The organism is Halorarum halophilum (assembly GCF_013401515.1).
Lineage (GTDB): Archaea > Halobacteriota > Halobacteria > Halobacteriales > Haloferacaceae > Halorarum > Halorarum halophilum.
In genome coordinates this window covers 2,513,009-2,538,707 of record NZ_CP058529.1, presented here as the reverse complement: position 1 = coordinate 2,538,707, position 25,699 = coordinate 2,513,009, and the positions used below count along the sequence as shown (strand labels likewise).

30 protein-coding genes are annotated in these 25,699 nt (G+C 70.8%); 18 read left to right on the top strand and 12 right to left on the bottom strand.

All coding sequences use genetic code 11. From position 1 onward, the window contains the following. The first annotated feature begins 159 nt into the window (after positions 1 to 159). The 7 genes from lysW to argF are packed head-to-tail and all read left to right on the top strand — an operon-like array spanning position 160 to position 6,372. On the top strand, positions 160 to 330 hold the full coding sequence (gene lysW, locus HUG10_RS12800; RefSeq protein ID WP_179169946.1) for a lysine biosynthesis protein LysW: 171 nt from the start codon (positions 160 to 162) through the stop codon (positions 328 to 330). A 1-nt stretch (position 331) separates the two neighbouring features. Next, on the top strand, positions 332 to 1,213 hold the full coding sequence (locus HUG10_RS12795; RefSeq protein WP_179169945.1) for a RimK family alpha-L-glutamate ligase: 882 nt from the start codon (positions 332 to 334) through the stop codon (positions 1,211 to 1,213). Next, positions 1,210 to 2,250 (top strand): N-acetyl-gamma-glutamyl-phosphate reductase, encoded by a 1,041-nt coding sequence (gene argC / locus HUG10_RS12790; RefSeq protein ID WP_179169944.1) that lies wholly within the window; start codon positions 1,210 to 1,212, stop codon positions 2,248 to 2,250. The genes HUG10_RS12795 and argC overlap by 4 nt, the downstream gene beginning before the upstream one ends. Continuing rightward, entirely contained in the window at positions 2,247 to 3,188 is a 942-nt protein-coding gene (locus HUG10_RS12785) for an acetylglutamate/acetylaminoadipate kinase (RefSeq protein WP_179169943.1), read from the top strand. Before argC ends, HUG10_RS12785 begins: the two co-directional genes overlap by 4 nt. Then, positions 3,185 to 4,351, top strand: coding sequence for an aspartate aminotransferase family protein (locus tag HUG10_RS12780; RefSeq protein WP_179169942.1), 1,167 nt, complete (start codon positions 3,185 to 3,187; stop codon positions 4,349 to 4,351). The genes HUG10_RS12785 and HUG10_RS12780 overlap by 4 nt, the downstream gene beginning before the upstream one ends. Next, a complete protein-coding gene (locus tag HUG10_RS12775) occupies positions 4,352 to 5,428 on the top strand; it encodes a [LysW]-lysine hydrolase (protein ID WP_179169941.1) in 1,077 nt (358 codons plus the stop codon). 8 nt (positions 5,429 to 5,436) lie between these two features. Further along, entirely contained in the window at positions 5,437 to 6,372 is a 936-nt protein-coding gene (gene argF / locus HUG10_RS12770; protein WP_394354964.1) for an ornithine carbamoyltransferase, read from the top strand. A 245-nt stretch (positions 6,373 to 6,617) separates the two neighbouring features. Here argF and hemB read toward each other — a convergent pair whose 3' ends face one another. Beyond that, a complete protein-coding gene (gene hemB, locus HUG10_RS12765) occupies positions 6,618 to 7,598 on the bottom strand; it encodes a porphobilinogen synthase (RefSeq protein WP_179169940.1) in 981 nt (326 codons plus the stop codon). A gap of 410 nt (positions 7,599 to 8,008) precedes the next feature. On the opposite strand from hemB, the gene HUG10_RS12760 reads away from it, so the two are divergent. Continuing rightward, positions 8,009 to 8,545 (top strand): DedA family protein, encoded by a 537-nt coding sequence (locus HUG10_RS12760; protein ID WP_179169939.1) that lies wholly within the window; start codon positions 8,009 to 8,011, stop codon positions 8,543 to 8,545. Between the two features lie 196 nt (positions 8,546 to 8,741). Here HUG10_RS12760 and HUG10_RS12755 read toward each other — a convergent pair whose 3' ends face one another. Further along, positions 8,742 to 8,912, bottom strand: coding sequence for a DUF6757 family protein (locus HUG10_RS12755; RefSeq protein ID WP_179169938.1), 171 nt, complete (start codon positions 8,910 to 8,912; stop codon positions 8,742 to 8,744). 27 nt (positions 8,913 to 8,939) lie between these two features. Further along, positions 8,940 to 9,734 carry a PHP domain-containing protein gene (locus tag HUG10_RS12750; protein WP_179169937.1) on the bottom strand — a complete coding sequence of 265 codons (795 nt, stop codon included), beginning with the start codon at positions 9,732 to 9,734 and terminating at the stop codon, positions 8,940 to 8,942. 191 nt (positions 9,735 to 9,925) lie between these two features. Between HUG10_RS12750 and HUG10_RS12745 the strand changes: the two genes are divergently transcribed. Then, on the top strand, positions 9,926 to 10,210 hold the full coding sequence (locus HUG10_RS12745; protein ID WP_179169936.1) for a DUF5789 family protein: 285 nt from the start codon (positions 9,926 to 9,928) through the stop codon (positions 10,208 to 10,210). A gap of 78 nt (positions 10,211 to 10,288) precedes the next feature. On the opposite strand, the gene HUG10_RS12740 is transcribed toward HUG10_RS12745, so the two are convergent. Together HUG10_RS12740 and HUG10_RS12735 are read right to left on the bottom strand one after the other, a co-directional pair. Further along, positions 10,289 to 11,278 carry a glycosyltransferase family 4 protein gene (locus HUG10_RS12740; protein ID WP_179169935.1) on the bottom strand — a complete coding sequence of 330 codons (990 nt, stop codon included), beginning with the start codon at positions 11,276 to 11,278 and terminating at the stop codon, positions 10,289 to 10,291. 213 nt (positions 11,279 to 11,491) lie between these two features. Then, complete coding sequence (locus HUG10_RS12735) at positions 11,492 to 12,535, bottom strand: DUF5784 family protein (RefSeq protein ID WP_179169934.1); 1,044 nt, start codon at positions 12,533 to 12,535, stop codon at positions 11,492 to 11,494. 118 nt (positions 12,536 to 12,653) lie between these two features. Between HUG10_RS12735 and HUG10_RS12730 the strand changes: the two genes are divergently transcribed. Continuing rightward, positions 12,654 to 12,824, top strand: coding sequence for a DUF5786 family protein (locus tag HUG10_RS12730; protein ID WP_394354963.1), 171 nt, complete (start codon positions 12,654 to 12,656; stop codon positions 12,822 to 12,824). A 203-nt stretch (positions 12,825 to 13,027) separates the two neighbouring features. Here HUG10_RS12730 and HUG10_RS12725 read toward each other — a convergent pair whose 3' ends face one another. Then, a complete protein-coding gene (locus tag HUG10_RS12725; RefSeq protein WP_179169933.1) occupies positions 13,028 to 14,011 on the bottom strand; it encodes an NAD(P)H-binding protein in 984 nt (327 codons plus the stop codon). Positions 14,012 to 14,104: 93 nt separating this feature from the next. Beyond that, positions 14,105 to 15,001, bottom strand: coding sequence for a YkgJ family cysteine cluster protein (locus HUG10_RS12720; protein ID WP_179169932.1), 897 nt, complete (start codon positions 14,999 to 15,001; stop codon positions 14,105 to 14,107). A gap of 77 nt (positions 15,002 to 15,078) precedes the next feature. Between HUG10_RS12720 and HUG10_RS12715 the strand changes: the two genes are divergently transcribed. The 5 genes from HUG10_RS12715 (at position 15,079) to HUG10_RS12695 (ending at position 19,357) form a co-directional block, all read left to right on the top strand. Continuing rightward, entirely contained in the window at positions 15,079 to 15,297 is a 219-nt protein-coding gene (locus HUG10_RS12715; protein ID WP_179169931.1) for a DUF7561 family protein, read from the top strand. A 657-nt stretch (positions 15,298 to 15,954) separates the two neighbouring features. Next, entirely contained in the window at positions 15,955 to 17,838 is a 1,884-nt protein-coding gene (locus HUG10_RS12710) for a helicase C-terminal domain-containing protein (protein WP_179169930.1), read from the top strand. A gap of 103 nt (positions 17,839 to 17,941) precedes the next feature. Next, complete coding sequence (locus tag HUG10_RS12705) at positions 17,942 to 18,127, top strand: hypothetical protein (protein ID WP_179169929.1); 186 nt, start codon at positions 17,942 to 17,944, stop codon at positions 18,125 to 18,127. Positions 18,128 to 18,278: 151 nt separating this feature from the next. Further along, on the top strand, positions 18,279 to 18,914 hold the full coding sequence (locus tag HUG10_RS12700; protein ID WP_179169928.1) for a helix-turn-helix domain-containing protein: 636 nt from the start codon (positions 18,279 to 18,281) through the stop codon (positions 18,912 to 18,914). A gap of 71 nt (positions 18,915 to 18,985) precedes the next feature. Continuing rightward, the gene (locus HUG10_RS12695) at positions 18,986 to 19,357 is read left to right on the top strand and encodes a DUF7344 domain-containing protein (RefSeq protein WP_449272352.1); all 372 of its coding nucleotides are present in this window, start codon (positions 18,986 to 18,988) and stop codon (positions 19,355 to 19,357) included. Between the two features lie 42 nt (positions 19,358 to 19,399). Here HUG10_RS12695 and HUG10_RS12690 read toward each other — a convergent pair whose 3' ends face one another. Continuing rightward, the gene (locus HUG10_RS12690) at positions 19,400 to 20,521 is read right to left on the bottom strand and encodes a 60S ribosomal export protein NMD3 (protein WP_179169926.1); all 1,122 of its coding nucleotides are present in this window, start codon (positions 20,519 to 20,521) and stop codon (positions 19,400 to 19,402) included. A gap of 98 nt (positions 20,522 to 20,619) precedes the next feature. Here HUG10_RS12690 and HUG10_RS12685 point away from each other — a divergent pair, with 98 nt between their 5' ends. Next, positions 20,620 to 20,883 (top strand): glutathione S-transferase N-terminal domain-containing protein, encoded by a 264-nt coding sequence (locus tag HUG10_RS12685; RefSeq protein WP_179169925.1) that lies wholly within the window; start codon positions 20,620 to 20,622, stop codon positions 20,881 to 20,883. A gap of 92 nt (positions 20,884 to 20,975) precedes the next feature. On the opposite strand, the gene HUG10_RS12680 is transcribed toward HUG10_RS12685, so the two are convergent. The 3 genes from HUG10_RS12680 to HUG10_RS12670 form a co-directional block, all read right to left on the bottom strand. Then, a complete protein-coding gene (locus tag HUG10_RS12680) occupies positions 20,976 to 22,124 on the bottom strand; it encodes an SPFH domain-containing protein (RefSeq protein WP_179169924.1) in 1,149 nt (382 codons plus the stop codon). A gap of 42 nt (positions 22,125 to 22,166) precedes the next feature. Further along, positions 22,167 to 23,168, bottom strand: coding sequence for a DUF7096 domain-containing protein (locus tag HUG10_RS12675; RefSeq protein WP_179169923.1), 1,002 nt, complete (start codon positions 23,166 to 23,168; stop codon positions 22,167 to 22,169). 94 nt (positions 23,169 to 23,262) lie between these two features. Continuing rightward, positions 23,263 to 24,414: a helix-turn-helix transcriptional regulator gene (locus HUG10_RS12670; protein ID WP_179169922.1), complete on the bottom strand. Its 1,152-nt coding sequence runs from the start codon at positions 24,412 to 24,414 to the stop codon at positions 23,263 to 23,265. A gap of 99 nt (positions 24,415 to 24,513) precedes the next feature. On the opposite strand from HUG10_RS12670, the gene HUG10_RS12665 reads away from it, so the two are divergent. Together HUG10_RS12665 and HUG10_RS12660 are read left to right on the top strand one after the other, a co-directional pair. After that, positions 24,514 to 24,687 (top strand): DUF7554 family protein, encoded by a 174-nt coding sequence (locus tag HUG10_RS12665; protein ID WP_179169921.1) that lies wholly within the window; start codon positions 24,514 to 24,516, stop codon positions 24,685 to 24,687. 8 nt (positions 24,688 to 24,695) lie between these two features. Further along, the gene (locus tag HUG10_RS12660; protein WP_179169920.1) at positions 24,696 to 25,220 is read left to right on the top strand and encodes a 2'-5' RNA ligase family protein; all 525 of its coding nucleotides are present in this window, start codon (positions 24,696 to 24,698) and stop codon (positions 25,218 to 25,220) included. A 34-nt stretch (positions 25,221 to 25,254) separates the two neighbouring features. On the opposite strand, the gene HUG10_RS12655 is transcribed toward HUG10_RS12660, so the two are convergent. Further along, positions 25,255 to 25,557, bottom strand: coding sequence for a hypothetical protein (locus HUG10_RS12655; protein ID WP_179169919.1), 303 nt, complete (start codon positions 25,555 to 25,557; stop codon positions 25,255 to 25,257). Positions 25,558 to 25,699: the final 142 nt, after the last annotated feature.

Sequence of the window (25,699 nt, the reverse complement as noted above, 5' to 3'; positions counted from 1 at the left end):
CGCCGGCCCTTCCTGGGCCACTATCTCACAATTCCGACATCGAAACGGAACACGGCGGATGCAGCCCCTCACGACCCGATTAGCGACGACTCCGATACTTATTTTCTCTGACGGAATCGACGGATTAAAGGTGTAGACGCCGCTACGATGGAGTACATCATGACGGAAGCAGAATGCGTCGAGTGCGGGGCGGACGTGACCCTGCACGACGACCTGGAGGTCGGAGAGATCATCGACTGTGGAACCTGCGGTGCGGAGCTGGAAGTGGTGGACGTCTCCCCGCCGGTCCTCGAGCGAGCCCCGGAGCTCGAAGAGGACTGGGGGGAGTGAGATGAAGGTCGGGCTCCTCTACTCTAGGATCCGCAGGGACGAGAAGCTGCTCCTCTCGGAGCTGCGCGACCGCGGCCACGAGGTCGAGAAACTGGACGTGCGGAAGCTCCAGTTCGGGCTCGACGGGATGAACGCCGACGCGGCCGGCTGCGACCTCGTGCTGGACCGCTGTCTCGCCACCTCGCGCTCGCTGTACGCGACGAAGTTCATGCGCCACTACGGCGTCCCCGTCGTCAACACGCCGGAGACGGCAGAGACGTGCGCGAACAAGGTGAAGAACAGCCTAGCGCTCGACTCGGCCGGCGTCCCCACGCCCGCGACGGAGGTCGCGTTCACCGTCGACGCCGCCCTCGAGACCATCGAGCAGTTCGGCTACCCCTGCGTGCTGAAACCGGTCATCGGCTCGTGGGGCCGCCTGATGGCGAAGATCGACACCCGCTCGGCCGCCGAGGCCATCCTCGAACACAAGGAGACGCTCGGCCACTACGAGCACAAGGTGTTCTACGTCCAGGAGTTCGTCGAGAAGCCCGGCCGCGACGTGCGCGTGCTGGCCTGCGACGGCGAACCCGTCGCGGCGATGACGCGAACCTCCGAACACTGGCTCACGAACGCCGCGAAGGGCGGCGAGACGAACGAGTTCGAACTGGACGACGAGGCGGGAACGCTGGTGCGCGAAGCAAGCGACGCGGTCGGCGGCGGCCTGCTCGGCGTCGACCTCATGGAGGTCGGCGGCGCCGGTAGCGGCGAGTACACCGTCCACGAGGTGAACCACACGGTCGAGTTCAAGGCACTGAACGACTGCGTCGACGTCGACGTACCCGCCGCGGTCGTCGACTGGCTCGAACTCAAGGCCGACGTGGCGGCGGAGGCGGCCGCGGTATGAGCCGGTTCACCGCCGCGGTCGTCGGCGGCTCCGGCTTCACCGGCGGCGAGTTGCTGCGCCTGCTCGTCGGCCACCCCGCGTTCGAGGTGGTCCAGGCGACCTCGCGCGAGTACGAGAACAAGACGGTGGGCTACGTCCACCCGAACCTGCGGGGGCTCGACCTCCGCTTCTCCTCGCCGGAGGAGCTGGAGTCCGTGGACGTGCTGTTCGCGGCGACGCCCCACGGCGTCTCCATGCAACACATCGACTCGTTCCGCGACGCCGCGGGGCTCGTCGTCGACCTCTCTGCGGACTTCCGCCTGCCCGAGGCCGACGCCTACGACGAGTGGTACGACGGCCACACGGCGACCGAACACCTCGCCGACGCGGAGTACGCGCTCCCGGAACTGAACCGCGAGAACCTCGCCGGCGCGGATCTGATCGCCGCAGGCGGCTGTAACGCGACGGCGACGCTGCTGGCGATGAAGCCGCTCGTGGACGCCGGCTTCGTCTCCGACGGCGATCGGGTCGTCGTGGACGTGAAGGTCGGCTCCTCGGAGGGCGGCGCCGGTGGCGGAAAGGCCTCCTCGCACCCCGAGCGCTCGGGCGTCGTCCGCCCGTACGCGCCCACCGGGCACCGCCACGAGGCGGAGCTGGAGGCGTACCTCGGCCTCTCGACCGCGTTCACCGTCCACGCGGTGGAGATGGTCCGCGGCGCCTCGGCGACGTGTCACGCCTTCCCCGGCGGCCCCGTCACGAAGGGCGACCTCTGGGGCGCCTACCGCGAGGCGTACGAGGACGAACCGTTCGTCGACGTCGTCGCCGGCGGCGGCGGGACGTACCGCTACCCCGAGCCGAAGGCGGTCGCGGGGACGAACCGCGCGGAGGTCGGCTTCGCGCTCGACCCCGGAAACAAGCGCGTCGTGGCGTTCGGCGCCATCGACAACATGATGAAGGGCTCGGCCGGCCAGGCGGTCCACGCCGCCAACGTCGCGCTCGGCCTGGAGGAGACGACCGGGCTGGATCAACTGGGGCTCCACCCCGTGGGGTCGCCATGACGGAGACCCCCTGCGCCTCCGCGACCCCGAACCTGCTCACCGACGGCGGCGACCTCCCGCCAGTCGTCGTGAAGCTCGGCGGCGCCCGCGCTGTCGACCCCGCGGGCGCGGTCGGCGACGTGGCCCACCTCGTCGCCAACGGCCGGTGGGTCGTCGTCGTCCACGGCGGCTCCACCGAGGTGGACGACCAGCTCGAGGCGCTCGGTCGCGAGCCCGAGTACGTCGAGACGCCCGGCGGCGTCACCGGACGCTTCACCGACGAGGACACCATGGAGGTGTTCGAGATGGCGCTGCCCGGCAAGCTCAACACCGAACTCGTCGTCGGGCTCCGGAACGCCGGCGTCGACGCGCTCGGCCTCTCGGGCGTCGACGGCGGCCTCCTGGCCGGCCCCCGCAAGTCGGCGGTCCGCGTGCTGGAGGACGGCAAGAAGAAGATCAAGCGCGGCGACCACTCTGGCCGCATCGACGCCGTCAACGACGGGCTGCTGTCCGGGTTGCTCGCCGACGGCTACACGCCGGTACTCTCGCCGCCGATGCTCGGAGAGGAGAGCGACGGCGACGTCGCGGCGGTCAACACCGACGCCGACCGCGCGGCCGCGGCCGTCGCGGGCGCGCTCGGCGGCGAACTGGTCGTCCTGACGGACGTCGCCGGCGTGTACGAGGACCCCGACGACGCCGACACGCTCATCGGCGCCGTCGACACCCCCGCGGACTTCGAGGCCCTGGAGTCGGCCGCGGAGGGGTTCATGACCCGCAAGGTGATGGCCGCGAAGGAGGCGCTGGAGGGCGGTGCCGCGGCGGTGTACGTCTCGGACGCGAACGTCCGCGACCCCATCGTCGCCGCGCTCGACGGTGCCGGCACGCGGATCGACCGCGCCGCCGTGGTCGAACCCGGCAGCGACGCCGGCGACGACGACGCTGAGGGGGTGGAGCAGTGAGTTCCCTCGACGTCGCCGAGGACGAACTCGGCGAGGGGTTCGTCTTCTCCGAGAAGCCGCTCGGCATCGACTCCGGCGAGGGCGTCCACCTCACGGGCACGAACGGCACGGAGTACCTCGACTTCGGCGCCTCCTACGCCTGCACGCCGCTCGGGCACTGCCCGCCCGCGGTCGTGGATGCGATCCGGGAGCAGGCCGCCGAGTTGCTGTACGTCCAGGGCTCGTACCCCGTCGAGGCCCGCACCGAGCTGTACGGGAAACTCGGCGCGCTCGCGCCCGGCGACCTCCGGAAGGTGTGGCTCTGCAACTCCGGGACGGAGGCGAACGAGGCGGCGATGAAGTTCGCCCGCTCGGCGACCGGCCGGGAGAAGATCGTCGCGGCCAAGCGCGGGTTCCACGGCCGGACGATGGGCGCGCTGGCGATGACCTGGAAGAAGAAGTACCGCGCCGCGTTCGAGCCGCTGGCCGGCGGCGTGGAGTTCGTCGACTACGGCGACGCGGACGAACTCGCCGACGCCGTCGACGACGAGACGGCGGCCGTCTTCCTCGAACCCGTGCAGGGCGAGGGCGGGGTGAACCCCGCGACGGCCGACTACCTGCAGGCAGCCCGCGAACTGACCGAGGACGCCGGTGCGGCGCTGGTGTTCGACGAGATCCAGACGGGTCTCGGCCGGACGGGCGCGCTGTGGGCCTGCGAGCACGCGGGCGTCGTCCCCGACGCGCTCACGACCGCGAAGGGGCTCGCGTCGGGCCTGCCGATGGGCGCGACGCTGTGTGCCGACTGGCTCGCCGACGAGGCGGGCGACCACGGCTCGACGTTCTCCGGCGGGCCGCTCGTCGCCGCCGCCGCGAACGCGACGCTCGACGGCATCGTCGGGGACGACCTGCCCGGCCACGCCGAGGCGGTCGGCGACTACCTCCACGACGAGCTGTCGGCCGCCATCGAGGAGCACGACCTGGGCGTCCGCGAGGTGCGCGGGCAGGGGCTCATGGTCGGCATCGAGGTGAAGCGCGGGTCGAACCGCCTGCTGCGCGACCTCGCGCTGAACCACGAGGTGCTCGCGCTCCCGGCCGGCCGGTCGGTGCTGCGCCTGCTCCCGCCGCTGGTGGTCGAGGAGGAGCACGTCGACGCGGTCGTCGACGCGCTGACGGAGGTGCTGTAGATGGCCGCCGCCGTCGACGACGCGCTCGACACGGAGGGACGCCAGTTGCTGTACGACCTCGTCTCCATCCCCTCGCCGTCGGGCGAGGAGGCCGAGGCCGCCGAGCGCCTGGCGGCGTTCTTCGCGGCACACGACCGCGAGGTGTTCGTGGACGAGGTCGGGAACGTCCGCGCGCCCGCGGACGACTCGGTGCTGCTGACCTCCCACATCGACACGGTCCCTGGCGACATTCCCGTCCGCGTGGAACACGACGCGGAGGACGAGTACTCGCCCGACGGCGACGCGGTACTGTGGGGTCGCGGCAGCGTCGACGCCACCGGCCCCCTCGCCTCGATGGCCGTCGCGGCCGTCGAGACGGGCGTCTCCTTCGCCGGCGTCGTCGGCGAGGAGACCGACTCCCGGGGCGCCCGGTTCCTGGTGGAGGACCGCGAGGAACCCGACGCGGTCGTCAACGGCGAGCCGTCCGGCTGGGACGGGGTGACGCTGGGCTACCGCGGCTTTCTCGCCGGCACCTACGTCGCGACGAGCGAGTCCGGCCACACCTCGCGGCCCGACCCCAACGCGGTCGAGCACGCGATGGACTGGTGGCGCCGGGTCGAGGACTCCTTCGAGACGGAGGACTACGAACCCGTGTTCGAGGGGGTGACGACGAAGCCGGTTCGCTTCGACGGCGGGCTCTCGAAGGACGGGCTGTCGATGGAGGCGACGATGGACGTGCAGTTCCGCGTGCCGCCAGAGATGGAGGCGGCCGACGTGCGCGAGCGGGCCGACGCCGAACTCGACGCGGGGACGGTCCACTGGGAGGAGCCCATCCCCCCCGTGATGACCAGCCCGCGGAGCGAGGTGGCGACGGCGTTCAGGGGGGCGATCCGACGAGCGGGGGGCGACCCTCGACTCCTCCGCAAGACCGGCACCGCCGACGTGAACCTGTTCGCCGCGGCCTGGGACGCCCCGATGGCGACCTACGGCCCCGGCGATTCCGACCTGGACCACGACCCGAACGAACGCCTCGCGCTCGCCGAGTTCGACCGCGCAGTCGACGTGCTGTGTGCGGTCGGCGAGCGCCTCAGCGACTGAGACCCCGTATGAGCACACCAACTCACGACGCCGCCACGACCACCGACGAACCGTTCCCGACCGACATGCTCGACGTGGACGACCTCTCGTCCGCCCAGCTCGCGACGGTCCTCGACCGCGCGACCGCGCTGAAGTCCGGCAGGGACCTCACGCGGCTCCCCCGGACGACGCTCGCGATGCTGTTCGAGAAGCCCTCGACCCGCACGCGGGCGTCCTTCGAGACGGGGATGACCCAGCTCGGGGGGCACGCGATGTTCCTCGGTCCAGAGGACATCCAACTGGGCCACGGCGAGCCGCTGAAGGACACCGCCCGGGCGCTCTCGGGCTACGTCGACGCCATCATGGCGCGGCTGTTCGACCACTCGGACCTCGAGATCCTCGCGGAGTACGCCGACGTGCCGGTGGTCAACGGGCTGACCGACGACGCGCACCCGTGCCAGACGCTCGCGGACCTCCAGACGATACGGGAGGCGTTCGGCGGGTTCGAGGACGTCTCGGTCGCGTGGGTCGGCGACGGCAACAACGTCGCCCGGTCGTTCGCCGTGGGCTGCGGTCTGGCGGGGCTGGACCTCACGGTCGCCACGCCCGAGGGCTACGGCCTCGGCGAGGACTGCATCGAGCGCGCGGCGGAGGCCGGCGGGGAACCGACGCTGGCCGACTCGCCCAAGGAGGCGGTCGCGGACGCGGACGTCGTCTACACCGACGTCTGGGTGAGCATGGGCCAGGAGAAACTGCGCGAGGAGAAGCTGCCCGCGTTCGAGGGGTACCAGCTGAACGAGGACCTGCTGGCCGACACGGACGCGAAGGTGATGCACTGCCTGCCGGCCCACCGCGGCGAGGAGATCACCGACGACGTGCTGGAGTCTGACCGGACGCTAGTGTGGGAGCAGGCGGAGAACCGGATGCACGCGCAGAAGGCGTTACTTGTGGAACTGCTGGAGTAGGAATTTCGCTGGTTTTCGAACTCGTCAGCAGCAGCGGTTCGCTCAGCGTTTTCTGGCGGGTGGCACGCGTGACTGCGTGCCGAAGGCGAGCAGACGCGCGCGAGGGATGAGCGAGCCGGCGCGGCCCCGTGCCGCGCCGGCCGTGAGCGAATCGGCTGGGGAGGGTGTGGTTCTCATGACGCATGGGGCTAGTGACCCACTCCTCCGCTACACCACCGGCAAGCGCTCAAAACGGGAACACGGCTCTACAACTGATCAGCCAGATCCTCGGCGAAGTACGTCAGGATCAGATCCGCCCCGGCCCGCTTGATCGAAAGCAGCGACTCGTAGGCCGCCGCCTCCAGGTCCAGCCACCCCCGATCCGCAGCGGCGTGGAGCATCGCGTACTCCCCGCTTACATTATAAGCGGCGACGGGGTGGTCGAACTCCCGCCGGAGGGACGAGACCACGTCCAGATATGGCAGCGCCGGCTTCACCATCAGCACGTCCGCGCCCTGCTCGACGTCGAGCCTCGTCTCCCGGAGCGCCTCGCGGCCGTTGGCGGGGTCCATCTGGTAGTGCCGGCGGTCGCCGAACGCGGGCGCGCCGTCCGCGGCGTCCCGGAACGGGCCGTAGAACGCCGACTCGTACTTCGCCGCGTAGCTCATGATCGGCACCTCGGCGAAGCCGGATTCGTCCAGCCCCTCCCGGATCGCGCCGACCATCCCGTCGGTCATCGACGAGGGTGCGATCATGTCCGCTCCGGCCTCGGCGTGCGAGACGGCGGTTCTTCTGAGGAGGTCGAGCGTCTCGTCGTTCTTCACGGTCAGGGTTGGGTCCTCGGCCGCGTCCTCCTCGAGGACCCCGCAGTGGCCGTGGTCGGTGTACTCGCAGAGGCAGACGTCCGTGATGACGTAGGCGTCCGTCTCGGCGCTGATCTCGCGGACGGCCTCCTGGACGACGCCGTCCTCGGCGTAGGCCCGCGAGCCGACCTCGTCCTTCGACTCGGGGATGCCGAAGACGATGACGGCCTCGACGCCCGTCTCGCGCACCTCGGCGACGCGGGCGGCGGCCTGCTCGACGGGGACGCGCTCGTGGCCCGGCATCGACTCGATCTCGACGCGCTCGTCGGTCGTCGCGTCGACGAACACCGGCGCGATGAGGTCCGAGGCGTCGAGCTCCGTCTCCGAGACGAGCGGCCTGACGCCGTCGGTTCGGAGGCGGCGCGGCCGGTCCGTGAGGTCCATACCGGGGGTGAGCGGGGGCGTCCTAAAAACGCCGTCGGGTACTATCCGTTGGTTTCGGGTGGTGATCTGAGGGCCGTTTGTCGAATCGGGGCGGTTCTTGTTGCCGAGGTGCGGACCTCGAAAGCCCCTGTGGGAGGTCGGGCCGCATCGCGGTGGCTCCCCACGCCTCCCCGGCGGGCGCGGCTCGCGGCCCTCCGCGAGACTCACTTCGTTCGACTCGCGTGCTCTCGTTCGCTCCCCCCGGTCGCTCACGAGAACTTCGAGGCCGCTCGCTGTGCGCCCGCCGCATCCCGTCGACCTCGGGTCGGCGAATCCAGATGGAACCGTGGTTCTGGCAAACGGGGCACCAGTCGGGAGGAAAGCACTACGCAGGCCAGGACAAAAACGATATATCGGCCGGAGGGCAATCGATGGGCGTGCCGGTCCCCCTGCAGAACATCGTCGGCGAGTTCCCCCCGTGGTTCCAGGACCTCGTCGGCTCGGAGTACGCCTACCTGTTCCTGTTCGGCGTGTTCGTCCTCGAGGGCGCGATGCTGATGTACTTCGTGCCGAGCGAACTCATCGTCCCGGGGTCGCTCGTCCTCCTGGGCCACGGGCCCGACCGCGTCGTCGCCATCATCGGCGTCGCCGTGCTCGGCGCCACGGTCGGCCAGTACGCGCTGTTCAAACTGGCCGAGCGCGGCGGCCGGGAGTGGCTCCTCAAGAAGCGCTGGTTCCGCGTGAGCGAGGACACGCTCGACCGCTTCGACGGCTGGTTCGACCGCTGGGGCCCCGTCGTCGTCCCCGTCTCGAACTCGCTGCTGTTCACCCGCGGGATGCTCACCGTCCCCGCCGGGCTCGCGGAGATGGACGACCGGAAGTTCGTCCTCCTCTCGGCCGTCGGGACGCTCTGCTTCGAGGCCGCGCTCGCCGGCCTCTACCTGTTCGGCGTCGACCTGCTCTGGTGAGCCATCTGACCGGGAGTTCCCGTCAGTCACCCTTCCCCGCTCGTTGCCGCCCCCGGGAAGACGACGTCTGGGGCAGCGAGCGGGTGCGTCGCAACACGCTACGCTACGGGTTGCTGGCGCACGAGTGGCGGGCGGATCGGGAGGGCGAGAGGGGCGGGTGAGACGGCGGACGGTGGCGAGCGACGGAGCGGCGGACCTATTCCTGCTCGGTCTGGGTCACGTCGACCTGCTCGCGGAGCGCCTCGAGTCCCTCGCGCTCCGCGAGCTCCTCGACGCGTTCGCGGAAGTGCCGCTCGCAGAGGCCCACCCGCAGTCCGTCCTGTTCGGCGGTGAACGCGGCCTCGCGATCGCAGTAGTGACACTGCATGTGTTCGAAACAACGGCGCCCTCGTAGTTAAGCCCGCCCCTCCGACAACCGGCGCTCGACGCGCTCCCACCCCGAACGGTCGAGGCCCGCCGCGCCGAGTTCCTCGCCGTGCGCGTCGCTCCCCCCCGTGAGGAGCAGGTCGTGCTCCGCCGCGATCGCCTCGACGCGCCCTGGGTCGTCGGTGCCGCGGTCGCCGTAGGGGTAGAAGCGCTCGACCGCGTCCAGGCGTTCACACAGCGCCAGCGCCGCGTCGGGGTCGTCGTACCGGAACGGGTGGGCGAGTCCGACGACGGCGCAGGCGTCCGAGAGCAGGTCGATCCCCTCGTCGAGCGGCGTCACGTCCCTGCCGACGTAGCATGGGCGGTCGTCGCCGATGAGGTGCTCGAAGGCGCCCTCGAAGTCGTACGGCGCCTCGCTCTCCGCGATGGCGCGGGCGATGTGCGGGCGACCGAGTCCCACGCGGGGTTCGAGGCTGAGGTCGACGTCCGTCTCCGTCTCGACGCACTCGACGATCCGTCGACCCCGCTCGATCCGGTTCCGCTGGAGGCGCTCGCACTCGGCGCGGAGCGCCTCGGTCTCCTCGAGGCCGTAGCCGAGGAGGTCCACCTCCTCGAAGCCGGCGTCGACGCGGAGTTCGATGCCTCGGACGACCGTGATTCCCGCCAGGTCGGTGACGGGAGCGTTGAGGCCCGGATGGAACCGGTCGTGGTCCGTCACGGCGACGACCTCGACCCCGGCCGCCCGCGCGGCGGCGGGGAGCGTCCCGAGCGTCAGGGTCCCGTCCGACACCGTCGTGTGCGCGTGGAGGTCCGCGACGACCATACCGGGCCTGCACCGCCCCGGCGAAAAGCGCTTGCGATGGGCCGTGGGCGACCGTCGACCCGTCGACCGCCCGCGACGGACGTCCGGGACGCGTGTTACCGACGCACCATTAAGGACCATTAAGGAATGCCGGAGCCTCGAAGGTCGTACATGGACAATCGTTATATTCTCCCCTCGGCTTCGTCCACTCGATGCGCCTGAACGGAACCGGAGAACTCCTGAGCGGCCACGAGTACCCCGCAACGAGCGGCGAACTCATCGACGCGTACGGCGACACCCTAATCGAACACCAGGACGGCTCGGAGTCGCTCGGCGCGGTGCTCGGCCGCACGGGGGCCGAGACGTTCGACTCGGCGAACGAGGCGTACGAGACGCTCCAGGCTGGCGTCGGCCACGAGGCGGTCGGCCGTCGGTACTACAGCGACCGCGACGCCCCGTCGGTCGGGGAGAACGGTCCCGACCCGGTCTCGTTCTAGCATCCGCGGCACCGCCACCGCGGCGACGTCTGCCACGCCGCGGCCCCGCCGCGACCGTTTTTCCGGACGAAGAAACGCCTAGCGACTGGACACCGGATTCCGTGTAGGGGCCGCTCCCGTCTGCGGTTCCGCACGGGTGTCGAGCACGGACTCGTACACCGCCCGGATTCGCTCGCCCATCTGCTCCAACCCGAGCGGGGCGATCGCCTCGCGGCCGGTGGACGGTTCCCCTCGTTCCAGAACGTCGACGAGTCCGTCGACGAGTTCCCCGTCGGCCCGGCAGACGTGGGAGCCGTCGACTCCCGCCAGACGCGTGCGCACGTCGCCGACGTCGGTCGCGACGACCGGGAGGTCGCACGCCATCGCCTCCTTCACCGAGTTGGGCGACCCCTCACGCCTGGAGGTTAACAGGAGCGCGTCGGCGGCGTTCATGTACAGCGGCATCCGCTCGTGGGGGACGCCGTACAGGGTCTGCAGGTCGATATCGCCCCCGTACCGCTCGCGGGCCGCCTCGACGACGCGCTCGGCACGGGGGTAGTCCTTCACCGGTCGCTGCTCCGGGTAGGGGAACAGGACGTGGCTCGCGTCGTGGCGCCAGCCGATCGCCTCGCGTGCCGGTCGCTGGGGAAACGGCCGGAACTGCTCCAGGTCGACCCCATGGGGGATGACGTGACAGTCGATCGGGAGCGTCTCGGCCATCCGCTCGCTCATCACGATGACCGCGTCGGCGCGGCGGGCACAGAGGCGACCGAGTCGGCCGTACTTCCCCATCAGGTCCGTCCCCCAGAGCGTGAGCACCACCGGCAGGTTCGGCTGTCCGATCGCTGCCGGCGCCGTCAGCCCGTAGTTGGCGTGGACGAGGTCGTAGGAGTCGAACGATTCCCGCAGCACCTGTGGGTAGTACCGAAGGTAGTCGAGCACCGACCGGTCATCGACCCCGTCGTCCGTGAACCGCTGTTCGCCAGGGACCCCGAGCGTCGTCTCATCGATGCCCTGCCGTTCGAGAGCCCTCACCTGCAGTCGGTAGAACTCCGCGTCCGGGCTCGTGACGAGGTTGAGTACCTGCATGGTGGGAATCCACCTGTCGGCCGGTGCTCGCGCCACCATCGGTGACAGAGGACGTTCCGAACGTCCGAGCGTTCACGTTTTGTTATCGGTCCCTTACGTGCCGCTATCCGACGGCAAACCTACGAGCGCGGACACGGTACTGACCAGTCGACGTCGAATCGGATCCGAACAGAAGCGAGTTAGGGAACCCGTGGAACCGGGTTCGGCTTCGCCTTACACCCACTCGAGCGCGTCGTCGAGTTCCAGCGGGACGCTCCCTTTGCTGTACGCCTCCGTCCGACCGTCCGGACGGCTCCGGAACACGACTGCCGGCCGGTGCCCGACGTCGGGGCGCTCGCCCCGCACCGCCGCCCAGTCGTCGTCCGGGAACGACGAGCAGTCCACGAACAGCGTGATCCCGCCGCCGTGAGCCTCCAGCTGGCCGGAGGTCTTCGTCTCGACCGTGTCGCGGACGGCGGCCGCCGGGTTGCTCGTGCTCCGGCGGTTCGGCGCGACCGGCCGGGTCACCTCGACGAGCGTCGAGGTGCCGTCGGGGCGCTCGGCCCGGTAGTCGATGACGTGGTCCGTCGTCACCTCGATCTCGGGGACGATGTCGTAGTCCGCGAGGGTCAGCAGGCGGGCCACGTCGAACTCGCCCATCGTCGCGGTCATCCGCGTCTCGTCGAAGTACTCCGAGGTGCCGAGCTTGCCGGCCATCTCCTCGCGGTAGTCGTCGAGCACGCCCGTCGAGAGGAACTCCTCGTAGAAGGCGAGCGCGTCGTCGCGGGTCGCGTCCGGGAACCCGGACGCGTGGTCGCGGAAGAACCGCCGGGTCGTCCCCGCGCCGTCCTTCGAGCAGAACACGGTGAGGAAGTACCACGAGACGTGCGGGTAGTCGGCCAGCCACGGCTCCTCCTCGTGGAGGCCGGCGAGCAGTTCCTTCTCGGCCCACCGGCGAACGGGGTACGGCGCGGCCTCGAACGCGTACTTGTCGGTCCGCCACAGGCTCGACGGCGTCTCGGTGTTGCCGAGCCAGTAGGCGGCCGGACCGCCGCCGTCGGCGCCTTCCGGCCCCTCGTCGTCGTCGGTCCAGCAGAACAGCGCGAGGCTCCCGTCGTCCATGTCGAATCGGACCGCCTCGTAGCCCGACGGCGGTTTGAACCACGGGCCGTCCATCGTCGCCCCGAGGTTGGAGTCGAGCGGGCGGTAGATGTCCGACTCGACGCGCGCACGGGTCCACGAGCCGGGGGCGTACCGGAACCGAAGGGGGCGAGCCACAGTCCCGATTCCGCGTCGTTCCGTTTGAACCCTCCGCCTCGCGGGTTCGTTTCGATTATCAACGGAACGTGAACGACCGTTACATTCATATACGGATATTGCTAAGTGATGGCGTACCATGTCGATGGGTGCTTACGACGAGGACGAACACGAGCGACGCGAGCAGAAAGCGCAAGTGGACACCGAGTTCGCCGAGGAGCGCAGCGAGTATCGCGGCGAACTCTCCTACGACTCCGGCGAGTCCGCGGAGGCGCTCCTCGACCAGTTCCGGAAGATGAAGGGCGAGTAGATCGGGAACGGTTTTCGGGGACCGCGACCGCCGACGCGACGATTACTGCGAGCACGTCGCCGACGACCGCGACGAGTAGCGCCGGTCGTCGCCGACCGGCGACGGCGTCGCCCGATAGCTCCCGCCGGACGATCACGACAGCGACCGATCGACCGACTGCAACCGAGATAGCACGGCGGAGCGACCGGCCCGACCGCCCACGTTCAGTCCTCCGCTACAGCGGTGGGTGCCTCGACGGGATCCCCTTCCCTGGTCCCGCCGAGCGCCTCGCGGAGCGCCTCGTCGACCGGCGTCAGCGGCACCGGGACGTGCTCGCGGATGTCGTCGTCCGTGACGACCATCGGCGCGCGTAACCCGTCGACGAGGGGCCGGACGACCGACGCGTCGACGTCGGTGGCGAGCGCGACCCAGGAGGAGGAGAGCCGCGGGGAGAAGACCGGGACCGGGATCGCGTACAGCCGGCCGCCGAGTTCCTCCCTCGTGCGGCGCAGGATCTCCCCGTAGCTCGCCGTCTCGGGGCCGCCGATCTCGTAGCTCCCGCCGGCGGTGTCGGCGGCGTCGAGCACCCCGACGAGGTAGGCGACCACGTCGTCGATGGCGATGGGCCGACACTCCGTGCGGACCCAGCGCGGGGCGACGATCAGCGAGTGGCGGGCTGCGAGCTGGCGGAGCATCTCGAAACCGGCGCCCCCCTCGCCGACGACGAGGCCCGTCCGGAGCGTCGTGAGGTCGTACTCCCCGTCCGCGAGGGCGGACTCGACCTCGCGGCGGGCGGCGAGGCTCCGGGGGAGTTCACTCTCCTCGCCCGCCTCGCCGAGGCCGCCGAGGTAGACGACGCGGTCGACGCCGGCCTCGTCCGCCGCGGCGGCGAACGTGCGGGCGGCGTCCCGGTCCCGTTCGGCGACGTCCGCGCCGGCCCGCATCGAGTGGACGAGGTAGTAGGCCGCCTCGACGTCGAGCGCGGCGAGCAGGCGACCGAGCGGCTGGCCGGACGTCTCGCCGGGACCGGCGAGGAGGCGGACCGAGCCGGGTTCGAGCAGGTCGCCCTCGAGGACCCTGACGCCCTCCGGGGCGTCGTAGTCGGCGGCGTCGCGGACGAGGACCGTGATCTCGTGGCCCGCCGCGAGCAGTTGGGGCACGAGCCGGCTCCCGACGAAGCCGGTCGCGCCGGTGACGAGGACGCGCATACCCGCCCCACGCGGGCACCCTGATTAACCCTTGGTACCCGATTATCAAGCGTGTAGTGAGTCGGTCGTCGAGGCGGTCGGAGGGTGCCCCGGTCAGTCCTCGCGCAGGGCGTCCCAGCCCGGCGTCGGCGGGGCGCCGCGGGCCTCCTCCACCTGCTCCGGGTCGGGCGCGTCGGTCGCCGGGGCGCCGCGGTCGCCCGCCGCACGGGCCGCCTGTGTCCACTCTTCCGCCGCCCTGCCGACCCAGGAATCAGCCTCGAGCGCCCGCTCGTGGGCTCGTTCGGCCCGGGCCTCGTTCACCTCTGGCATCCCCGGCGCGGAGCCGGCGGCGGCGCCGACGAACAGCGCCCGGTCCTCGGGGGTCGACTCGCCGGCTTCGAGGCGGGCGACGACGCCGTCGAGGTCCGCGGGGTCGGGGTAGGCGAACACGGTCGAGCCGAGCGCCTGCGGGCCGAACGCCGGCGGCGGGAGGTCCTCGGGAACCGAGCGGTCGCGGAGCCGCTCGCCGGGTTCGCCGTGGGCGCGCTCGACCCGTTCGCACTCAGTGTCCTGGTCGAGCGCGAGGTTCTGGCCGGGGTAGGTGCCGCACGCCTCCGGGTAGAGGTCGTCCTCGTGGATGCGGCACTGGAGCGTCTCGGGGTCGAGGAAGGCGCAGGTGTCGAGCCACATCCGGTCGCCGTCGAACGGCGCGACCGGTTTCGGAGGTTTGCGGAGGCCGACGAGGAAGAGGGGTCGGTCGCCCATCGCGGCGACCGCGTGGCCGTCGACCGTGACGGCGCGCTCGGGGTCGTCCGCGGAGAACAGTCGCGGGGCGAGCGCGTCGCCGTAGCCGGCGTCGAGGAAGTCCCAGACCTCGTCGCGGGTGATCGGGACGAGGTTGTAGGTGGCGTCGAGCGCGCGGTACCGGCCCTGCCGCTCGTGGTCCGGGGCGCCACCGAGCGGACGCCAGTCGACACAGCAGCCCGCGCAGCCCTCGCAGTTCAGTTCCACGTGATCGGGGAGTATCGGGTCCCGCGAGGCAAGAACCTTGTCCGGACGCTTTTGTACCCCCTCGCTCGAGGGAGTGTATGGCGAAACGGTCCTGTGACGGCTGCGGCCGGCGGGTTCGGGTCGGCGGCGGCATCGGCGACCTCTGGTCGTTCGAGACGGGGAGCACCGACGGCCTGACGCTGGAGCTGGCGGACGGGACCGAACACTTCCTCTGTTACGACTGCATCGACCGGTTGCCGGACGACGAGGAGGTCACGGCGGGGGACATCGCGGCGCTGGGTGAGGGCGGGGAGTAGGGTCCGTTTTCGGGTTCGGGTATCAGTCGGAGGTTCGAAATCCGTCGAGGTTGAGGGAGAAACGGGTCAGAGCGGAATTTCTTGCTCGATCGCGTGGACCACTGCTGCTTGGCGTGACGAGACACCACCGGCCTCCCCAGCCGATTCACTCGCTTTTGGCGCGCCACAGGGGCGCGCCGGCTCGTTCATCCCTCGCGCGCGTTTGCTCGCGCCCGATGGCGCTCGCGTCACGCGCGCCAACCGCCAGAGCGCGCTCTACCGCTCGCCATAGCCGACACTCCCGTGGTCGGACAGGCGAACGTCAAGAAGGACTACCAACGGCGTGTACGTCCGGTAGTCAGGACTACGCCGCTCGGCCAGACCTCCGGCGGGTGGGACTGAAAGGGGCCGCGGCTCTCGGCGAAGGACGACGACGCAAGCACCGCAAGGAGCGAGCCGGAGGCGAGCGACTGAGGAGCGCAGCGAGACGCCCGAGTCGAGAGCCGCGGGGGCTTTCGCGGTCGTCACTACGTTTCCCCCGAATGCGCTACCGAAAATCCGCGAACGGATACGATCCGCACTGACACGAACGAAGAACACAGTCAGTCAACAAAACCACGGGAAGACGAATCCATCCGACACCCTTACACCGACGCCGACGGTCCATTAGTATCAGAAGTGGACCCCGAGCGAATCCTCGCGTCGTTCCCCGCGCCCTCCTTCCGCGGCGCCCAGCAGGCCGCCCTGGAGGACATCCGCGACGCCTTCGCCGCCGGCAACGACGTCGTCTTGGTACGCGCGCCGACCGGGAGCGGGAAGTCGCTCCTCGCGCGCTCGGTCGCCGGCGCGGCCCGGACCGTCGAGGAGGCCAGCCCCTCGCAGCCGACCGGCGCCTACTACACGACGCCGCAGGTGTCCCAGCTCGACGACGTCGCCGAGGACGACCTGCTGGAGGACCTCAACGTCATCCGCGGGAAATCGAACTACACCTGCATCCTCCCCCACGAGGAGACGACGCCGGTCAACCGGGCGCCCTGCGCCCGCCAGCGCGGCTACGACTGCTCGGTGAAGCACCGCTGTCCGTACTACTCCGACCGCGCCATCGCCTCCAACCGCCCCATCGCGGCGATGACGCTGGCGTACTTCATGCAGACCGCCGGCTCCGAGGTGTTCCGCAAGCGCGACGTGGTCGTCGTCGACGAGGCCCACGGGCTCGCCGAGTGGGCAGAGATGTACGCGACCATCGAACTGAAGCCCCGCACCGTGCCCGTCTGGGACGACATCACGGTGCCCGACGTGGACAACCACGAGGTCGGGCCGGTCGAGCGCACCGCGAGGTTCGCCGACCAGCTCGTCGGCGTCTGCGAGCGCGCGAAGGACGACCTGCTCGCGAAGGGGGACCTGACCCCCGAGGAGGCCGCCCGGCGGGACCGGCTCCAGGAGCTCCGCTCGGAGCTGAAGTGGTTCCTCGAGGACTACCGCGACCGCGACTCGGCGACGACCTGGGTCGTCGACCAGCCCGACGGCGAGGGCGGCGAGCTAGCGATCAAGCCCCTCGACCCCGAGAAGTACCTGAAACACACCGTCTGGGACCGCGGGAACAAGTTCTGTCTGCTCTCGGCGACCATCCTCAACAAGGACGCGTTCTGCCGGCAGGTCGGGCTGAAATCGGACCGCGTCGCGCTCGTCGACGTCGAGCACACGTTCCCGGTCGAGAACCGGCCGCTATACGACGCGACCCAGGGGAAGATGACGTTCGAGCACCGGAGCGAGACGGTGCCCAAGATCGCCCGGCTCTGCCTCCGCCTGATGGCGAAACACCCCGACGAGAAGGGGCTCGTCCACGCCCACAGCTACGCCATCGCCGGCCAGCTGGCCGAGAAGTTCGGCGAGTTCGGCGTGCGGGCCCGCGTTCGGACCCACGAGCGCGAGGACCGCGACATGCAACTGGAGGAGTGGAAGGCCAGTTCGGACCCGGAGGTGTTCGTCTCCGTGAAGATGGAGGAGGCGCTGGACCTGAAGGGCGACCTCTGCCGGTGGCAGGTGCTGTGCAAGGCGCCGTACCTCAACACGGGCGACTCGCGGGTCGCCCGCCGCCTGGAGGAGGGCCAGTGGGCGTGGTACCACCGCGCCGCCCTCCGGACGGTCATCCAGGGCTGCGGCCGCGTCGTCCGCGCCCCGGACGACTACGGCGCCACCTACCTCGCCGACTCCAGCCTGCTCGACCTGTTCGAGCGCGCCGAGCACGACACGCCGCCGTGGTTCCGCGAGCAGGTCGACCGGATGACCGAACCCGACCTGCCGGAGTTCGACCCGGCGGCCGCGCTCGCCGGCATGGACGCCGAACCGGGGCCGTCGAGCGGGCGGGGCGGGCGAGGCGGCCGCGGTGAATCCCGTGGCGGGTCGACGTCGCGGTCCGTCGGGAACGCCGCGTCCGGGCCCGCGAGTAGCGGGTCCGCCGGAGGCGCCGCCGGATCGGGCGGGAGTGGCTCCAGCGCGGGGAGCGGCGGCGACGACGACCCGATGGCGGGCCACCCGCTCTCGGACGTGTGGGGCGAGTAGGGCGCCCTCGTATCGATATCCAGAGCCGACGCGGGCGTACAGCGACCTTAGTGGCATATTATCTCACGAAGGATTATGTATTGCCTTGCACAATCGAGGAGGTATGACGCTGCAGTCGGTCCAGACGGCGCTGACGCTGTACGGCGCTGGAACGCTCACGAAAGAGCAGGCCGCCTCGCGCGCCGGGGTCACCCCCGAGCGGTTCGCGGCGCTCTGCGAGCGCTTCGGCGTGGGGACGACCGAGTCGGACGTGGCCGCCGACTCGCCCTGTCCCGCGAGCGCCGACTGAATCGGTTCGAGAGCATTTCCGTCACTTCGTCGTTTCTCCACGGTGAGTACCGGTAGCGTCGCCTGCCCGCGCGCTGCGGTATATGCTTTGAGTGCTCTCCGAGGCCCATCGGAACCCCACCAATTATCATGACATACGTTCAACAGGCCGTATGCTCATCGTGGAGTTCTCGACCGACATGGCCCTCGGAAAGCACGCCCTGAAGCGAGCGCCCGGGATGGTGATCCGGAACGAGGAGGAGTACATCCACGGCGGCGGCGGCGACTTCATCTTCTGGGCGGAGGGTGGCGACTTCGAGGCGTTCGAGGCGGGCCTCGAGGCCGACCCGACCGTGACCGACCCGAAGCAGATGACCGAGACGGACACGCGACGGCTGTATCGGGCGACGGCCACCGTGGAGGCGATCGAGAACACGACGATGCCCGTGTGGAGCGACCTCGACGTCGTCCTCCTCGAGGCCGAGGGTACGCACGAGGGCTGGACGGTCCGAATGCGCTTTCCGACCCGGGAGACGCTCGACCGCTACCGGTGTGCCCACCGGGAGCGCGACCTCCCCTTCCGACTGCGGGCGATCTACCGCGAGTCGGCCGCGGACAGCGTCGGGGAGTCGGGGGTGACGGAGTCCCAGCGCGAGGCGCTGCTCGCGGCCTACGAGGCGGGCTACTACGACGTCCCGCGGACCGCGCGCCAGACCGACGTCGCGGCGTCGCTGGGGATCTCCTCGCAGTCGCTCTCGGAACGGCTCCGGCGGGGGACCGCCGCGCTGGTCGAGTCGACGCTGACGTGAGCCGCCTGCGTACTTAGGTGCCTGACGATTCAGGGTGAGAGGCGAACCGCCGGGAATCCGTCGTTCCGGCCATGGAGGACCGAGATTCCGATTCGCTCTTCGGCGCGTTAGCCGACCCCCGGCGTCGACGGATCTGCTGGCACATGGCACGTACCGGTGACTCCGTCGTGACGCTCGAGGAACTGGCGGCGGCGATCGATCCGGGCGAACGACGCGAGTCCTCCCCACCAGCCGCCGAAACGGGGTCCCTGACGAACGTCCGGGCCGGACTCTACCACGTCCACCTGCCGAAGCTCGACGAGGCGGCCGTCGTCGAGTACACGCCCGACAGCGGGGAGGTTCGAACCGGCATGGCGTTCCCCATCGCGCTCGACCTCCTCCGAGCGGTCGAACCCCTCGAGTACGCCCCCGACACGGACCTGGACGGCGAGTTCGAGCGGTAGCGAACGAGCGATCCCGCGCGTTCCCCCCACGGGGACGGTCGTTCACTCCTCCGTCTCGTCCTCCGGGAGCACGAACAGTCCCGCGTCGGTCTTCAGGGACCGGACCGTCTCGTCCCCGCCGTAGAAGTCGGGGTTCGGGACGGTGACCGCCTCGTACGTCTCCGGGTCGAGCACCTGCACAGCGTTCTCGTCCTCGACGGTGACGACGGTCGTCTCCGCGGCCTCGGCCGCCTCGCCGACCTTCTCGGCGTCGGGCGTCTCGCCCTCCTCGAACTCCGCCTCGTAGCGCTCGCCCGTCCGGAGCCGGACGCCCTTCAGGTTCCCCCGTACCGACCTGACGAGCACCGGGCCGTCGCCGTCGTCGGGGTCGATGACGTCGCCGGGGCGGAACTTCGGGAGGCGGACCGCGAAGGTGACCCGGTACACCTCGTTGCCGTCGCGGTCCTCCGTGACGAGCGTCGGCGCCTCGGAGTAGCTGCCCCCTAGCTGCTCGGTGATCCGGGTCGCAACGGCCTTCCCGAGCTTGTTCGTCGAGAGCTTGACGTCCTTCCCCTCGGGCTGGTCGGTGATCTCGGTGATGAACGCCTCGCGGTCGCCGTCGGCCTCCCGGCTCGCCACCATCGACTCGGCGATCTCGACGGCCTCCCGCTGCTCGGCCGGGTCGGGGACGCGATCGACCCCGCGGACCTGCACCGTCGCGGCGTAGGATCCGCCGGCGATGCGACCGCAGCGCTCGCAGGTGCCCCGCGAGATCCGCACTGGCACGGTGAACGCCTCCTCGACCGGGATGCCGCGGACGACGCCAGAGAAGGTGCAGTGCATCCGGATGGTCGTCGGGTCGACCTGCTCGGGTTCGACGCCCCAGCGGACGTCCTCCGCCTTCACGTGGACGCCCAGCGACTCGGACACCTCCTCGACGGCGACGTCGGTGTAGTCGCGGGCGCCGACGTCGATCCAGCGGTTCCCGCGGCGGATCGCCCCGCAGCTGGCGCAGACGAGCACCTCGACGCGTTCGGGCGCGTCGACGAGTTCGAAGTCCTCGAAGTAGCAGGCGTCACAGAGCACCCGGTCGCGGTCGCGCGGCTCGCCGGGGAGCGGCTCGTCCCGCTCGGGGACGGGGTCGCCACAGCGCGGACAGAACTCGGACCCGCGTGCGTCGCTCATTCGTTGCCCGACGTAGGCCGGTCGGGGGTTTAAGCGGCCCGACCCGGCGCCGATACCGGACAACGTTGACGGACGTGGACGCCCACGGACGAGGCGGAATGCTCGAACTGTACCAGGCGGAGGGCTGTCCGCACAGCACGGAGGTCCGCGAGGCGCTCACGGAGCTCGGCGTCTCCTACGTCATCCACAACCCCCGACTGCCGGGCGACGAGGGCGGCGACGTGCGCAACGAACTGACCCACCGGGAGCTGACCGAGTTCGGCGGGGAGGACCAGATCCCATTCCTCGTGGACACGGATCGGGAGGAGTCGCTCTACGGGAGCGACGACATCGTGGAGTACGTGGAACGGCACTACGGGTAGCGGCCCGAGTGGACTGCGAGTAATGGGTCCGGACGCGGTCGATGTGGAGGAACCGGTGAGGGGTCCACGGCCACGTTACCGAACGCCGGCCCTCACCGACCGCGGGACGCGTCGTCGCCCTCGACGACGGTGGTCGTCTCCACCTCGCCGTTACCGACGATGCTTCCGATGTCGTCCAGTCCCAGTAGCTCGCGCTCCTCGTCGTCGAAGTCGCGGCCCTCGAGCGCCCGGCCCGTGGCCACGTCGCTCCCCGAGAGCCGCCGGCCGTAGCGACCGACGAGCGAGGTGAGCTCCTGCGGGAGGACGAACGTCGTGGACTCGCCCCGCCCGACGTCGACGAGCGCGTCCAGCCCCTTGTCGACGATGGCGCGCTCGCCCATCGACTCGGCGGCGCGGGCGCGGAGCACCGTCGCGACGGCGTCGCCCTGCGCCTCCAGCACGGACGCCTGCTTCTCCCCCTGCGCCGTGAGGACGTTGGAGACCCGGTCGCCCTCGGCGGACTCGACGGCCGCGCGGCGTTCGCCCTGCGCCTCGAGAATCATCGCACGGCGGCGGCGCTCGGCGGAGGTCTGCTCCTCCATCGCGCCGCGGACGACCGGCGTGGGGAGCACCTCGCGCACCTCGACCATCTCCACCTCGACACCCCAGTCGTCGGTCGGCCCCTGGAGCCCCTCCCGGATTCGGGCGTTGATCTCGCTCCGGCGCGAGAGCGTGTCGTCGAGTTCCATGTCGCCGAGCACGGCACGGAGGGTCGTCTGGGCGAGCAGCGCGGTCGCGTTCCGGTAGTCGTCCACCTGGAGGAACGCCCGTTTCGCGTCGACGACCCGGACGTACACGACCGCGTCGGCGGTCACCGGCGAGTTGTCGCGGGTGATCGCCTCCTGTCGGGGCACGTCGATCGTGATCGTCCGGAGGTCGAAGCGGTACGTCCGGGAGACGAACGGCGGGACGATGTGGAGCCCCGGGTCGAGCAGGCCGCGGTAGCCGCCGAACACGGTGAGCGCACGGCGCTCGTACGCCTGGACGATCTCGACCGCGGAGACGGCGGTCGCCAGGACGAGCGCCGCGAGGAGGAATCCGACGGCGTAGACGGGCGAGACGACGCCGAGGAGGAGGGCGACGACCGCGACGAGGGCCGCGAACGCCAGGCGGGACGGGCCGGCGTCCGGGCGGGTGATGGCCGCGGGGGCGGCGCTCAACCGTCCGAGTTCGCGGAAGAACGCCCGGCCGGGTTGGTCCATGCCGTACGTTGGCACGCCGGGGCACTTACCGATTTCGCGAGGTCACCCCTCAGTCGGGGTGGGGGTGAGGGTCGCGTCGTCAGCGGTGGGGTCGTCGGTGGAGTCGTCGCCCTCGGCCGCGTCGTCGTCAGCTATCCCCTCGTCGTTACCCCGGTCGTCCGCGCTGTTCCCCCGGTTCTCGCCGGGGCCGCCGCCCGAACCGTTTTCGGCGTCGGCGCCGCCGGCTCCGTTCCCGCGGTCGTCGGGCCGACTCGCGTTCTCGCCGGGGTCGTCGGCGCCCTGATCTGCGCCGGCGTCGTCGTCCGAGGCGTTGCCGTCGGCCGTCCCGTTTCCGTTCGCGCGGTCGTTCGCGCCGCCCCCGCGTCGCTCGTCGGGACCGGCGTCGTCCGGGGGACCGCCGTCGCCGCCGTTCCCGCGGTCGTCGCTGCTCCGTTCGTTGTCGTCCCCTTCGTTCCCGTCCGTGGGCGGGCCGGCGTCCTCGGGCGGGCCGAGCCCGTTACCGACGCCGTTGCCGGCGACGCCCCGCGCGGCCTCCGCGGCCTCGTCGTCGTCGAGGTCGTCGGCCTCATCGCGGAGCCCGGCGATCGCCGAGGCGTTCACGCCGCGCTCGCGGGCCGCCTCCGGCGGCAGCGAGCGGGCTGCCGCGGCGGTCCCGTTCAGCCGGCGTTCGAGCGTCCGCGCCTCGGCAGCGATGTTCGCGAGCCTGGCCCGGTACTCGGACTCGGAGACGCTGCCGTTCTCGTGGCGCTCGCGGAGGTCCGAGCGCCGCTCCCGGAGCGCTTCGAGTCGTTCGCTCGCTTGTTCGGACTCCGCCGCGACGACCCTCGCCCGCGAATCGTTCGAGTCCGCCGCCGCGAACCGCCGGTCGAGCGCGCGCTCCTCGACCTCTCCCTCCACCTCGGCACCCTGGACGCCGACGGCGCCCGCGAACTGCGCGCCCGGCTGGACGCCCGAGTCCGAGGGCTGGCCCGCGACCGCGGCCGCCGCCGGGAGGCCGGCGGTCACCAGCATCGCGGCAGCCAGCAGCGCGGTCAGTCGCTTCATGCCAGCACCCTCGGGCTCCTCCCTCATATACCGTCCACTCACGTAAGCCGCCTTCACCGCGGTTAAGCGACGTTAAGGCGTCGCGGTCGGGGGGTTACGTGGACGGGCCGTCGTCGGCGTCGTCGACCCCCTCGGGGAGCCGGAGGACGTTCTCGCGCCCGAGCCGGAAGCTCTCCAGGTCGCCCGCGTCGCGGAGGTCGCCGACGACCTGGCTCGTCCGGGCGGCGCTCCAGCCCAGCGCGTCGGTGACGGCCGCCTGTTTCATCCGGCCGCCGTTCCCCTCGACGAGACGGAGCACGCGCTCGCGGGGGCTCAACAGCTCCTCCGGCGGGCCGTCGTCGGCGTCGGTTCCCGTCCCAGTGCCCGTCTCGCCACCCGAACCGACCTCCCCGCCTGCGGCGGTCGCCCCGCCGGCTTCGGTGGCTGGCTGGCGGGGCGGCTCCGGTTCGGTCTCATCGGCAGTCGGTCCGGCCGACCCGGCCCCCGAATCGCCGAGGAGCGGCACGGACGACAGGTCCGTCCCCTGTCGCCCGAACCACGCGGCGCCGAGGACGGCGATCAGCGCGAGGCCGGCGACCGCGAGGTACATGGGCCGCATGGAGAGCGCGGAGGCGGGCGCGACGGTCATGAAGGGCTGGTCCGGGCCGAAGCTCCGGTCCCCCTGCCACGTCACCGATGTCTCGGTCCGCTCGTCCGGCGACGGGTCCACGGCGCGCGTCTCGTACTCCGCGGGCCACGACACCGTGAGGCTGGTCCCCTGGTCGAGGAACAGGCCGGCGAGCGCGTCGCCGACGACGAGGCGATCGCCGTCCGTCGCCGCGAAACCGTCCCAGGTGAACGTGTAGGCGACCACGCCGAAGTCCTGGAACGGGTCGCGCTGGGCCGTCACGGAGACGTTCCGGACGGCCATCTCGCGGCCGGTCGCGTTCTCGGCGGTCGCCACGGTCGAGCGCATCCGCGCGGCGAACTGGTCGGCGTAGGCGCTCTCGTTGGCCTCGACGTCCCGCCGCAGGCTCTCGAACGCCTCGGTGGCGTTCTCGTCGTCCAGCCGGACGCGGTAGGCGATGCGCCACTCGGCGCTCCCGTCGGGCGAGACGGCGGCGCGAAGCGAGACGCGGTCGGGGTCGACGTCGCCGGTCTGGAGGAGGGAGGCGAAGCCCTCGCCGTCGTCCTGGACGCCGACGGCCGGCTGTCCGACCGGGACCAGGAGCACCAACGCGAGGACGACGGCGAGGACGCGTCGCATCGTCCGACGTGCCACCGGCCTGGGCAATAACGGTTGCCGTGTACGCTGGCGCGCCGGCACGCCGTCGCGCTTTTGCCCCCCGCGGTGATTTGGCCGTCCATGGACGTGGATAATCTGCTGAAGATCGTACTCGTGCTGGTGCTCGTCTGGCTCGTCCTCGAGATCGTCGAGGGGGTGCTGGGCCTGTTCGTCGGCATCCTGTCCGCGCTGCCGTCGATCCTGGGAGTCGTAGTCGTGGTCCTTATCGTCCTCTGGCTCCTGGACAGGATTTAACCATCGCCGTGTACAGCCTGAACGTCCCGGTGCCGCCGACGGTGAAGCGGCTCGCGGACGACCTGTCGCCCGAACTGGCCCCGTTCCGGACGCTCCGGGACCGGAAGACGCTCGTCGTGAAGCGGTTCGACTCCGACGGGGCGGGTCAGTCACTCCCGCACCTCCGCGAGCGACTGCGACCCGTCCTCGCCGACGTCCGACCGTTCGAGGCCCACGTCGCCGGGATCGACACGTTCGACAACCCGCCGATGGGAGACGCGCCGGTCGTCTACCTCGTCATCGGCGGCGAGGGGCTCTGGAGCCTCCATCGGCGACTCGTCCGGGAGTTCGGCGCCGTCGAGGGGCTGGAGGGGGACGAGTACGACCCGCACGTCACGCTCGCGCGCGGGGTCGGCGGCGACCGCGCCGAGGCGGAGGCGGCCGTCGAGCGACTGCGGGAGCGCGAACTCGAGCCGGTGCAGTGGACCGTGAACGAACTCGGAATCTGGACGCGGGAGTACAAGGAGATCGCGGCGCGGTTCCGGCTGGGATAGCGGGACCGACCACGGGACCGGGCGGTGGGGACGGCTACTCGTCCCCGACGAGGTCCGTGTCCGCCAGCGGAACCGCCGCGAGCCCGCCCGCGTTGCCGTTGCCGTAGGCGTACAGCACGACGCCGGCCTCCTCGTCCACGGCGCGCTTGAGGGTGCCGTTGAAGTCGTCGTCGCGGAAGCGGACGGGGACCAGTTTCGAGACCGGTGACGAACCGGCGGACCCGGAGTCGTCGTCCCCGTCTCCCGGTGCGGTCCCCTCCACGGGCTCGAACCGCGGGCCGTCGTCGGTGGAGGGCTCGTCGGCGCTCATGTCGGTGTTCCGGTCGAAGAGACCCATGGACCGTGATGTGTGGCGGTCGTGAAGAATCGCTCGGGGTCGACAGGCACCCGATACCGGCCGGAAACCCGAACGTATCTGCACCCATATCCCGTGGAATCCCACAAAGTGAGGTCGAGGCGTACTACACGAAGGTAACCAC

Bases quoted from the DNA above. Each gene is read 5' to 3' on its own strand.
- HUG10_RS12665 (WP_179169921.1), top strand. From the start codon at position 24,514: ATGGACGTGGATAATCTGCTGAAGATCGTACTCGTGCTGGTGCTCGTC.
- HUG10_RS12730 (WP_394354963.1), top strand. From the start codon at position 12,654: ATGTCGATGGGTGCTTACGACGAGGACGAACACGAGCGACGCGAGCAG.
- HUG10_RS12675 (WP_179169923.1), bottom strand. From the start codon at position 23,168: ATGAAGCGACTGACCGCGCTGCTGGCTGCCGCGATGCTGGTGACCGCC.
- argC (WP_179169944.1), top strand. From the start codon at position 1,210: ATGAGCCGGTTCACCGCCGCGGTCGTCGGCGGCTCCGGCTTCACCGGC.
- HUG10_RS12775 (WP_179169941.1), top strand. From the start codon at position 4,352: ATGGCCGCCGCCGTCGACGACGCGCTCGACACGGAGGGACGCCAGTTG.
- HUG10_RS12785 (WP_179169943.1), top strand. From the start codon at position 2,247: ATGACGGAGACCCCCTGCGCCTCCGCGACCCCGAACCTGCTCACCGAC.
- HUG10_RS12725 (WP_179169933.1), bottom strand. From the start codon at position 14,011: ATGCGCGTCCTCGTCACCGGCGCGACCGGCTTCGTCGGGAGCCGGCTC.
- HUG10_RS12715 (WP_179169931.1), top strand. From the start codon at position 15,079: ATGGCGAAACGGTCCTGTGACGGCTGCGGCCGGCGGGTTCGGGTCGGC.
- HUG10_RS12740 (WP_179169935.1), bottom strand. From the start codon at position 11,278: ATGCAGGTACTCAACCTCGTCACGAGCCCGGACGCGGAGTTCTACCGA.
- hemB (WP_179169940.1), bottom strand. From the start codon at position 7,598: ATGGACCTCACGGACCGGCCGCGCCGCCTCCGAACCGACGGCGTCAGG.
- HUG10_RS12670 (WP_179169922.1), bottom strand. From the start codon at position 24,414: ATGCGACGCGTCCTCGCCGTCGTCCTCGCGTTGGTGCTCCTGGTCCCG.
- HUG10_RS12750 (WP_179169937.1), bottom strand. From the start codon at position 9,734: ATGGTCGTCGCGGACCTCCACGCGCACACGACGGTGTCGGACGGGACC.
- HUG10_RS12680 (WP_179169924.1), bottom strand. From the start codon at position 22,124: ATGGACCAACCCGGCCGGGCGTTCTTCCGCGAACTCGGACGGTTGAGC.
- HUG10_RS12700 (WP_179169928.1), top strand. From the start codon at position 18,279: ATGCTCATCGTGGAGTTCTCGACCGACATGGCCCTCGGAAAGCACGCC.
- HUG10_RS12655 (WP_179169919.1), bottom strand. From the start codon at position 25,557: ATGGGTCTCTTCGACCGGAACACCGACATGAGCGCCGACGAGCCCTCC.
- HUG10_RS12690 (WP_179169926.1), bottom strand. From the start codon at position 20,521: ATGAGCGACGCACGCGGGTCCGAGTTCTGTCCGCGCTGTGGCGACCCC.
- HUG10_RS12705 (WP_179169929.1), top strand. From the start codon at position 17,942: ATGACGCTGCAGTCGGTCCAGACGGCGCTGACGCTGTACGGCGCTGGA.
- HUG10_RS12695 (WP_449272352.1), top strand. From the start codon at position 18,986: ATGGAGGACCGAGATTCCGATTCGCTCTTCGGCGCGTTAGCCGACCCC.
- HUG10_RS12795 (WP_179169945.1), top strand. From the start codon at position 332: ATGAAGGTCGGGCTCCTCTACTCTAGGATCCGCAGGGACGAGAAGCTG.
- HUG10_RS12685 (WP_179169925.1), top strand. From the start codon at position 20,620: ATGCTCGAACTGTACCAGGCGGAGGGCTGTCCGCACAGCACGGAGGTC.
- argF (WP_394354964.1), top strand. From the start codon at position 5,437: ATGAGCACACCAACTCACGACGCCGCCACGACCACCGACGAACCGTTC.
- HUG10_RS12745 (WP_179169936.1), top strand. From the start codon at position 9,926: ATGCGCCTGAACGGAACCGGAGAACTCCTGAGCGGCCACGAGTACCCC.
- HUG10_RS12755 (WP_179169938.1), bottom strand. From the start codon at position 8,912: ATGCAGTGTCACTACTGCGATCGCGAGGCCGCGTTCACCGCCGAACAG.
- HUG10_RS12760 (WP_179169939.1), top strand. From the start codon at position 8,009: ATGGGCGTGCCGGTCCCCCTGCAGAACATCGTCGGCGAGTTCCCCCCG.
- lysW (WP_179169946.1), top strand. From the start codon at position 160: ATGACGGAAGCAGAATGCGTCGAGTGCGGGGCGGACGTGACCCTGCAC.